General features: G+C 37.8%; 7 protein-coding genes. 5 read left to right on the forward strand and 2 right to left on the reverse strand.

Translation table 11 applies throughout. From position 1 onward, the window contains the following. On the forward strand, positions 1-181 hold a 181-nt coding region (locus H580_RS24245; RefSeq protein WP_036605254.1), incomplete at its 5' end, for a hypothetical protein. A gap of 274 nt (positions 182-455) precedes the next feature. Here the strand turns inward: H580_RS24245 and galE are convergent. Continuing rightward, positions 456-1451 carry a UDP-glucose 4-epimerase GalE gene (gene galE / locus H580_RS0113710; protein WP_028595306.1) on the reverse strand — a complete coding sequence of 332 codons (996 nt, stop codon included), beginning with the start codon at positions 1449-1451 and terminating at the stop codon, positions 456-458. 95 nt (positions 1452-1546) lie between these two features. Here galE and galU point away from each other — a divergent pair, with 95 nt between their 5' ends. After that, on the forward strand, positions 1547-2437 hold the full coding sequence (gene galU, locus H580_RS0113715) for a UTP--glucose-1-phosphate uridylyltransferase GalU (RefSeq protein WP_028595307.1): 891 nt from the start codon (positions 1547-1549) through the stop codon (positions 2435-2437). Between the two features lie 96 nt (positions 2438-2533). Here galU and H580_RS0113720 read toward each other — a convergent pair whose 3' ends face one another. Beyond that, positions 2534-5008 carry an O-antigen ligase family protein gene (locus tag H580_RS0113720; protein ID WP_028595308.1) on the reverse strand — a complete coding sequence of 825 codons (2475 nt, stop codon included), beginning with the start codon at positions 5006-5008 and terminating at the stop codon, positions 2534-2536. Positions 5009-5115: 107 nt separating this feature from the next. On the opposite strand from H580_RS0113720, the gene H580_RS25520 reads away from it, so the two are divergent. From H580_RS25520 to H580_RS0113735, 3 genes are all read left to right on the forward strand, one after another. After that, complete coding sequence (locus tag H580_RS25520; RefSeq protein WP_051217461.1) at positions 5116-7092, forward strand: glycosyltransferase; 1977 nt, start codon at positions 5116-5118, stop codon at positions 7090-7092. A gap of 11 nt (positions 7093-7103) precedes the next feature. Beyond that, positions 7104-8240, forward strand: a complete 1137-nt coding sequence (locus H580_RS0113730) for a glycosyltransferase family 4 protein (protein WP_028595309.1) — start codon at positions 7104-7106, stop codon at positions 8238-8240. A gap of 447 nt (positions 8241-8687) precedes the next feature. Then, positions 8688-9626, forward strand: coding sequence for an NAD-dependent epimerase/dehydratase family protein (locus H580_RS0113735; RefSeq protein ID WP_028595310.1), 939 nt, complete (start codon positions 8688-8690; stop codon positions 9624-9626).

The raw sequence follows: 9626 nt of genomic DNA on the forward strand, positions 1-9626 counted from the left end.
TATGGAGTTGGGCGTGCCGTCTTATCGCGTTGAGTTCTTGGAAGAGACGCCAGAGCAGGTAACTGAGGTTATTGACCTTTATCAGCAGGCTTTGCGTGGACAGGTTAGCGGTACGCAAGTATGGCGTAAGTTGAAAGCAACGAATCAGCTTGGTGTTACGCGTGGTCAGTTGGTGAAATAATAGAGCGTTTCTTAAACTACATCTACAATTGACGTGTAGATGTAGATGTAGATGTAGATGTAGATGTAGATGTAGATGTAGATGTAGATGTAGATGTAGATGTAGATGTAGATGTAGATGTACATGTAGACGTATGCGTTGTGCGTTGCTAGAGAACTTATTTGAGAAAGCAATAGATACGTACAATGCTGAAATCCCTCTAAACGTTGCTGCTATCAGCAGGCGTGTAGAGGGATTTTTTAATGATACAGATTGTGCTTATGAAACCTATCTATCATTCACCAGCATAACCTTTTGGATTCGCCTGATGCCATTTCCAAGCAGAAGCAATAATCTGCTGAATATTCGTCCATTGTGGAACCCATTTCAGTTGTTCTCTAGCCTTGGAAGCGTCTGCGATGAGGACAGCTGGATCACCTTCACGTCTTGCTTCCACACGAGCGGGAATGGAATGGCCGGTCACAGAACGTGCTGCCTCGATAATTTCTAGTACAGAGTATCCATTACCGTTGCCAAGGTTGAAGACATCGCTAGTACCACCGCCCTGTAGGTGTTGGAGTGCCTTAACATGAGCATCTGCTAAATCGGATACGTGGATATAGTCGCGAATACAGGTACCGTCCGCAGTATCGTAATCATCGCCGAATACAGAAATATGTTCTCGTTGATTCAAAGCAACCTGCAGCACAAGCGGAATAAGATGCGTTTCCGGTGTATGGTCCTCACCAATTTCTCCGTTTTCGCTAGCACCAGCTGCATTAAAATACCTAAGTGCTACATAGGTCATTCCGTATGCCTGCTCAAACCATCGCATCATACGTTCCATGGTAAGCTTCGTTTCACCATATGTGTTTGTTGGCATGGTCGGATCCGTTTCTAGAATAGGCACATGCGTTGGATTGCCATAAGTAGCAGCAGTTGATGAGAAAACGATATGTTTTACATTTTGGGATGACATTGCTTCAAGTAAGCATTGAGTTCCATACACATTGTTGTCATAATATTTTGCTGGAGCTTTCATGCTTTCTCCCACTAAGGAACTGGCAGCAAAGTGAATGACGGATTCAACAGAGTGCTCCCGCATAATACGGCTCAACATATCTTTATCTCTAATATCACATGAATAGAATTTAACTTGATTTTGATTAATAGATTTAATATGACCAGTGCTGAGATTATCTACAATAATAACCTCGTAACCACTATTCAGTAAGGTTTGTACTGTATGAGAGCCAATATATCCTGCTCCACCTGTAACAAGAATGCTCATGGTTTCCTCCCAAGTTATCAGATATTTTCTCCTATTTCATGTATAATAGTAGAAGTGTTTTACTTAATTATAACGAAATATATGGGGAGGAACAAATGAAGATTCGGAAAGCTATTATCCCAGCAGCAGGTTTAGGGACTAGGTTTTTGCCTGCGACAAAAGCAATGCCGAAAGAGATGCTTCCTATTGTAGACAAGCCGACCATACAATACATCGTTGAAGAAGCCGTTGCGTCCGGTATCGAAGATATTATTATTGTAACTGGTAAAGGAAAGCGAGCAATTGAGGATCACTTTGATAGTTATTTTGAGCTAGAGCATATGTTGATGGAGAAAGAGAAACTTGCCTTGTTAGAAGAGGTTCGTAAGTCCTCTGAGATGGCTAACATTCATTATATTCGTCAGCGTGAGCCACGTGGATTGGGTCATGCAATCTGGTGTGCTCGCAAATTTATTGGCAATGAACCTTTTGCGGTATTATTGGGTGATGATATTGTTCAAGCCCAGCAACCTTGTTTGAAGCAGATGATCGATATTTTTGACCAATACGAGTCCACAGTTGTAGGTGTACAGCCAGTACCATGGGAAGAAGTATGCAGATATGGTGTTGTAGCAGGTAACCAGCTCACAGATCGGATAATGGAGACTGAACGATTGGTAGAGAAGCCTGCTGTTGGTTTTGCTCCCTCTAATTGGGCAATTATGGGTAGGTACATACTCACACCAAGAATTTTCGATCTGTTAGAACAGCAGGAAGCAGGAGTTAATGGAGAAATCCAGTTAACAGATGCGCTTGCAACGCTAGGACTTGAAGAGAAGGTACTTGCTTATCATTTCGAGGGTCATCGCCATGATGTTGGTGAAAAGCTCGGATTTATCGAGACTACGATTCATTTTGCGCTACAACGACCCGAATTAAGAGGGGCGCTTATGAAGTTTATGGAAGAACAATTAGAACTGGAAAATAGCAAAACGGCACGGGAGTAATCCCGTGCCGTTTTTGTATATCTGTGTGCTGAGTTTTACCTTTGGATGGAGCCCTAGCAAATATTTATAATATTCTTCTTAATTATTTAATGTAGCCTATTTTAATTTCATGTTTGCGATGCTAGTAATTTTTTCATTTTCAGTTTGATCGAAAGCTAATAGTTTTGCTAGGCTAGCATCATCTTTCAAACCAAGTTTTTGGACGGAGGCTAGATACCAACGCATAAGTTCCTGATTTGTTTTATCATTTGGATTTTCAGGGTTTGTTAAGTTTTCCTGGATATGAGCTTTCATAAGATCATGAGCTTCTTGTGTTTTTCCACTCATGTAGTATGCTTGTCCAGCGTGCAGAGCAACCTTAGGTGTGATTTCAAATTTTCGACCTTGAAGTTGTCCCTCTGGCAAAGTTTTTAAATGTTCAATTCCTTTGTGAATATGTTCAAGCGATTCAAGTGTTGAAGCAATATATTTGTCTGTTGCCGCTTTATCCACGGACGGATTTATTGCTAGAAGAGATGCAATGTGCATATATTGTTCATACCATTCAATGTCCCAAGGATAACGGTATTTATTCTCGTCATATACCTTGTAAATGTCCACGTGCATATTCTTGTGAGAATATAGCGAGTTTAAGCTCATCCATAATGATTTATTATAAGGTTCAACTTTCAAAGCATCTTTGATTGCCTTTTCGGATTCAGTAAAATACTCTTCATCTTGAGTTTGTACATAGATCTGAGCTTGTAAATCTGATTTTAGCATCACATAGTTTGGATGCGTAGGGCGAATGCTCAGCGCTTTATCTAAAGGCTCAATGATCTCATTATAATTATTAGTGGTTCCTAATATTTCTATTGTTTTATCGTAGGCTTTTGCAGCTGAGATAAATGTAAAAGATGTAATTAATACTACTACAGAAGCTAAGCTAAATATCGCAGTATAGGCTAACTTAATTGATTTAGGTTTGCGCTTTTGGTTAGCAATTGGATCTTTCTCTATAGCAGTTGTCATACCACCCAAACCTATAAAGACTAGTATGCCTATATATACATAGCTCATATTAAAGTCTAATATACTGTGAACCAAGATAGAAAGAGCAATGATAAAGTAAATAAAATGTTCATCGCGCTTCTCGTCATCTGCTCTAATGTAAGATCGAATATAATGATAGAGAATATAGACGAGGAATATGGACAGGAACGCAAATCCGAGAATTCCAGTCTCTATTATATATTGCAAGAAGAAATTATGAGCTTGTCTTGATACATAAGGATTGTTTTGGTATTGCTCATATAGAGCAGCCCAACCTCCACCACCAGCTCCGATAATTGGATAATCAGAGATAACTTTTAAAGCATCCGTGTAGAATGTACCTCGTTCGAGAACACTGTTCTGCGTAAAATTAATACTTTCGAGTCGATTACGAATATCTTCTGGCAATATGTTTTTTGCGCTCGTACCAACGAAGATTACAAATAATATTAAGCCAGCAATTGCGCTGCCTAACGGAATAATGAAATTTGCAATCTTTTTTGAAGATAAAGATGAAAACTTTTCTTGCAGCCAAGGAGTAATCCATTTCTCAGTACAGAGTGATAGAACTCCAGATAACAAAGAAATGACAAGTAGTATTCCCCAACCTTTTAAGGAAGTGCCGATCGTGAAGTTTTCGTACAATTCAGTTCCGATACTCGTAATCGGATTTAGTACAAGCAATGTTGCTATGCCGCTAATAGTTAGATGAATAATCCAAGTTAGTTGGCGATACGGCTTTAAAAATAGTAAAAGGATAAAAAATACTACCGGCAGCATTACCAATCCACCACGTGAAAGGGTCAACATTATGGATAATAGTATAGGTACTAGCATAGAAGCGTGTGTCAATTTGCCCCACCATTTCGTTGATCTGCCTAACAAAAACAGCGCCACGAATAAAAAGGCCATTAGGTAGGCTGCGTATGTATTGGCGTATTGGAAAACAGATGTTAACCGAAGTCCATCATTAGTAAACATAACGGCATCTTTATATCTTCCACTTTCCTCGAAATAAATTCCCATCCAACTAATCAATGGTTTTACTAAGTTACTGTTCCCGAACCAATTGATAAATCCAAACCATACAATGACATAAGCATTAGAAATCAGCAAAGTTGTTAATTTGCTACGTGCATTTCCATTTTGAGTTATAATTATAGTAGTGATATAAAAAGTAATAAATATAAAAGTAATAAGAAGCATGTTAACTGCATAACTACTTGATGCAGCGTTCCATAAAGATATAGCATAGCTAATAGGTAGCAGTGGGGCGTACCAAAGGAGTAAAGTTGACTTCTGATCCAGCTTGAAATGTTTGAAGAATACTCCCATACTGACTAGGGCAATAACTGCAGCAAATAGAGTTGCTGTATAAATCGGACTTTCAAAGTTGACTGTGTGCCCATTAAATAATGCGACGTGAAAAGTTGACCACATTAGAAACAAACCGACAAAAGCTAGCAATAAATAGTGTGGACGATTCTCTGAGTTTAAAGAATTCGACTTATTAGTGCTTGTATATCCATAAGTATACAATATCTATTCTCCTTTACGACAAAATAACGTTATAATTCTACCATAAGTAGTTTGAGTTATAAAACTAATCGTCTATTAAATATCAAAAAAATTCAGGATGTGTTGAAATGAATGAGAAAGTGGCTGTAATTATACCTTGTTATAATTACGGTGCGTATATAGAGGAAACGGTAGAGAGTGTTCTTACTGCTACTTATCATAATTATGAGATTATTATCGTTGATGATGGTTCTACTGATCAACATACTATTGAAGTATTGAGGGAATTACAACAACATAATCGCGTAACAGTAGTAAGACAATTAAATGGAGGTTTATCTTCAGCAAGAAATACGGGAATACTGGCGACAGACGCTGACTATATTTTGACTCTTGATGCAGATGATTTGATTGACCCTACATTCATAGAAAAGGGAGTTTGGTTATTGAATAAATATCCAGACTACGCCTTTGTGTATCCTTTAGTCCAATTGTTTGGAGAAGTCAATTATGTATGGAATACACTCCCTTATAATTACGATTACCTTAAAGTGAAAAATTTTATCCCCGCTACTATTATTATGAGACGTACCGCTTGGGAGACAGTTGGTGGATACGATAATTCTATGCGTGAAGGCTTTGAGGACTGGGAATTTGTAATCCGTCTAGGTAAACACAATTTGATAGGGCTCCATATCGATGAAATATTGTTTTACTATCGTAAGCACAAAGGGAGCATGCTTGAAGGGTCTAATAAAAAAAGAGCAAAACTAATGGGTGTCATTAAGAGTAAACATAAGGATATATACTCTATATGGAAATTACTTAGATCAATCTTTGTATTTATAATAGTGGAACTAAGGTGGCGTAGCCAACAAAAACTTGCTAGCTTACAAAAGAGGTTGTTGAGCTTTATTCCAGTTGAGTATAAAGAGAAGTTGAAAAAGTTCCTTATTAATATGAAAAATAACAGGACATATGAAAGCACGCTTCAAGCTCCAATAGAAAGTAAGCTGGAGCAGGGGAGTGCAGGAACCAATAATGTTATGGTAATTTTGCCATGGCTTGAAGTTGGTGGTGTAGAAACTGTTTTTCTCAATTTAATAAGTGCGCTCAAGATGGAGTATAACTTTTTTATTGTTACTACAGCGGGTTCAGAGCATCAGCCGATGAAACGCGAATTTGCTAACCATGTAAAGTCTATACACGATATTAGTTCCTTTGTAAACAATGAGCAAGATAAATTAGAGTTTATTGCGTATTTAATTGAGAAGAATGATATATCCATCGTACATATATCTAACTCTCAATTAGGATATAGAGCAGCGAAATATATTAAAGCTACATGTCCAGATGTGAAAATTGTAGATACGCTGCATATGGAGGAGCCATGGGCTGCATGGGATTATTTTAATTACAGTAAAAGCTACTCAGAATTTTTAGATAGAAGAGTTGTCCTTACACAGTCGCAGAAGCAAAGGTTGGTTTCAGAAAATAAGCACCAGATCGTAGATGTCATACCGAATGGTATTCAGGTAAGTTCGTTGTGTGTTAGCAAAAGCAGCGATGATCCTTTTATAATTGGCTTTATCGGCAGAATGGTGGCTCAGAAGCATCCTTTATTATTTATACGTGTTGCTAAGGAGATTAGTCTACGCAAGCTCCCTATTCAATTCATAATCGTAGGAAGTGGTCCGCTCGAGAAACTTGTAAAGAAGGAGATTACGAAGCAAGGACTCCAACATCTTATTCGTTATGAGGAAGCCACTAGGGATGTGAAGTCGATATTTAACCGAATTCATGCATTATGTGCCCCTTCTTTGAGAGAAGGATTCCCTATGATAGGTTTAGAGGCGATGGAAGCTTGTGTTCCTATTGTCGCTACAGATGTACCTGGATGGAATGATCTTATAGAGCATGGTACGAACGGATTGTTAGCTGAATCAGAATCTAACTTGCTTGCAGAACAGTGTATTACGCTGTATGAAAATCATATTTTACGAAATCGAATCATCGATAAAGCAAGAAGTTGCGTTGAGGATATCTATAGTATCAAGAGAATGATAGAAGAGTATAAGAAGGTTTATGAAATAGCATCAAATTAGTTGAGGTGGGTATGGATAAAATAAGAATATGCCATATATCAGAAGCAACAGCAGGTGGAGTATACAAGCATCTGCTTCAATTAGCTGAGTCCATGGATAGGGAACAATATGAACAATCTTTTATTTTGTCTCCACTTAAGAACCCAGTACTGACTAAGACAGAGCACTTTATGGGGCATAAATTGCATTTGGTTAATATGCTTCGAGAGATCAATCCTTTATCGGATATTGTTTCTTTGTATCAAATCATTAAAATTCTTAAGCAAAATCGTTACCATGTTATACATTGCCATAGTTCTAAAGCGGGAGTACTTGGTAGAGTGGCTGGTTGGTTATGCGGACATCGTAACATTATTTATACCCCACACTGCTTTTCGTTTCATGAGGGGAACTCTTACCTTAAAAATTTGATTTTTGCGTCGATAGAAAAAGTGGCCTCCAAAATGACGAAGACGATTGTGTGTGTAGCACAAGGCGAGATGAGTGAAGCACTGAAGTGGAAAGTTGCCTCGAAAGAGAAAATGATCGTGATTCCTAATGGGATTGAAATCCCCGAATCTCATTCGGTGGAAGAGAAGAAGAGAAGGCAAACTGATTTTCTTATAAAGCATGGTTATCGTGGCGATGAAAGTATTATTGGATTTGTTGGAAGATTGTCTCCACAGAAGAACCCCGAAATGCTCATTGAGGCATTGAATATAGTAAATGAAAAAAATAAAGTGACGGTTATTGTAGGTGATGGGGAGTTAACGGAAAGTCTGAAAATGATGGTCAAGGAAAAGGGGTTAGCACAGCAGGTTATTTTTGCGGGCGGGGTAAATAGCAGAGAATATTTTGAGATTTTTGACTTGCTTGTCTGCACGTCGAACTGGGAAGGGCTCCCTTATACCGTATTAGAATCTATGGCTGCGAGTGTTCCTGTTATAGCAACAGACATTCCGGGAATCAGGGAATTGATAACTGATTGTTATAACGGATTGTTGGTCCCACGCAATGATGCAGCAAGTCTAGCTGCGGCAATGGAAAATTTTTTTACTGATCCGGATGGGTATTCTTATGCAATGAGAGCAAAAGAGCTAGTTGTGCAGAATTATACGGTTATGTCCATGATCGATAAATTAATGTTGTCTTATCAACCTGGAGATTAAGATTGGATATACATGTTAAAAAGGCTCAGCATAGGTTTGGCCCTCCTATTTGACCTTTCTTAAAGAACCATAGATGAAATGTGAGATGTCTATTTTTCAGCAAGGTAAATTCCACTAACACGCTCGTGTGTATGAGAGCGTGTTTTTATAATGCACGAATACGAAAAAGTCATCACATAATAAAGAGTTAGCTAATATTCAATAATCTCTTAGAGAGAATCTGATTGCCTTCCTTGTTCACAACTTTGACACCGAATATGGTAGGGGTTGGTTATTCTGAGAAGAATATATAACTGATTTGAATGTAGAATTAATTCTGCTTCCAACTGGAAGGATATTCGGATTACAATATACTGTCGCTCTGGTACGACTACTTATACCCTATAAATATATGTTATTATATAAAGCAGCGGGAAAAATGAGCGATTACTTTTTAGAGGTGAATTCATGAAGATACTTGTAACGGGCGGAGCGGGTTTTATTGGCTCTAATATTGTAGATAGTTATATTGAAGCTGGACACGACGTAATAGTGGTAGATGATCTAAGTTCAGGTTGTATTGAAAACATAAATTCAAAAGCAAGATTTTATCAAGTTGATATACAGTCCACGGAAATAGTCAAAATTATTGAAGAAGAGCGGCCTAATATAATTAATCATCATGCTGCTCAAAAATCTGTTCCAAAATCTGTAGATGATCCTATTCTCGATGCTAATATAAATGTAATCGGTCTTTTAAACCTTTTGAATGCGGCAGTCAGTGCGCAGGTGAGTAAAATTATTTTTGCTTCTTCCGGTGGAGCTTTAAGCGGTAATACGGATGTTATACCAACTAGTGAAAATTGTGAGCCTTCATTAATTTCTCCGTATGCCATTACAAAGTACATAAGTGAGAAGTACTTGCACTTTTACCAGATAACTTACGGATTAAATTACACAGTTTTGCGTTACTCAAATGTATACGGACCTAGGCAGAACGCAGATGGTGAATGTGGTGTAGTACCTATATTTATGAACAATATTTTAAATAACAACCAATCCTATCTTTTTACGTATGAGGATATGCCTCTAGGGACAACTAGGGATTATGTTTATGTTGCTGATGTTTGTAAAGCTAATATTTCAGCATTGGAGAATGGTGATAATAATATTTTTAATATAGGTACTGGAAAGGAAATATCTATATCTGAAATATATAATATTATACTTGATATGTCTTCAAGATCTGAACTGCCACTTATACGAAAAGCAGAAAGAAAAGGAGATGTTCGCCGAAGCGCCCTTTGCAGTAAAAAGGCTAACAAAGACCTGAAATGGGAGGCATCAACATCTTTACATCAAGGTATTAGAGAAACTTTTTCGTTTCTATTAAGTAAACATCGTTAA

It is taken from the genome of Paenibacillus assamensis DSM 18201 (assembly GCF_000422445.1).
Classification (GTDB): domain Bacteria; phylum Bacillota; class Bacilli; order Paenibacillales; family Paenibacillaceae; genus Paenibacillus_B; species Paenibacillus_B assamensis.

Bases quoted from the DNA above. Each gene is read 5' to 3' on its own strand.
- galE (WP_028595306.1), bottom strand. From the start codon at position 1,451: ATGAGCATTCTTGTTACAGGTGGAGCAGGATATATTGGCTCTCATACA.
- galU (WP_028595307.1), top strand. From the start codon at position 1,547: ATGAAGATTCGGAAAGCTATTATCCCAGCAGCAGGTTTAGGGACTAGG.
- H580_RS25520 (WP_051217461.1), top strand. From the start codon at position 5,116: ATGAATGAGAAAGTGGCTGTAATTATACCTTGTTATAATTACGGTGCG.
- H580_RS0113730 (WP_028595309.1), top strand. From the start codon at position 7,104: ATGGATAAAATAAGAATATGCCATATATCAGAAGCAACAGCAGGTGGA.
- H580_RS0113735 (WP_028595310.1), top strand. From the start codon at position 8,688: ATGAAGATACTTGTAACGGGCGGAGCGGGTTTTATTGGCTCTAATATT.